Source organism: Aromatoleum evansii (assembly GCF_012910805.1).
Taxonomy (GTDB): Bacteria; Pseudomonadota; Gammaproteobacteria; order Burkholderiales; family Rhodocyclaceae; genus Aromatoleum; species Aromatoleum evansii.
Window position 1 is genome coordinate 1 of sequence record NZ_WTVK01000259.1, and the last position, 417, is coordinate 417.

Below are 417 nucleotides of genomic sequence, written 5' to 3' on the forward strand. Positions count from 1 at the left end.
CGTCGGCGCCGAACCCGCCGGTGAGTTCGCGGATCTTCTCGACGGCGTCGACGTTCTTCGAGTTGATCGTGTGGGTCGCGCCGAACTTCTTCGCCGTCTCGAGCTTCGCGTCGTCGATGTCGACGGCGATGATGCGCGCCGCACCGGCGATCTCGGCACCGGCGATGGCCGCGCACCCCACCCCACCGCAGCCGATGACGGCGACGGACTCACCGCGTTCGACCTGGCCGGTGTTGGCGGCCGCACCGAACCCGGCCATGACGCCACAGCCGAGCAGGCCGACCGCGGCTGCGTCGGACTCCTCGACCTTCGTGCACTGGCCGGCGGCGACGAGAGTCTTGTCGATGAACGCGCCGATCCCGAGAGCGGGCGTCAGCTCCGTGCCGTCCTCGGCCAGCGTCATCTTCTGCGTCGCGT

General features: G+C 70.0%; 1 protein-coding gene. It reads right to left on the minus strand.

Annotation, left to right across the window (positions count from 1 at the left end):
• Nucleotides 1-417: zinc-binding dehydrogenase (locus tag GO615_RS30040; protein WP_169133102.1), on the minus strand; the 417-nt coding region annotated here is incomplete at both ends.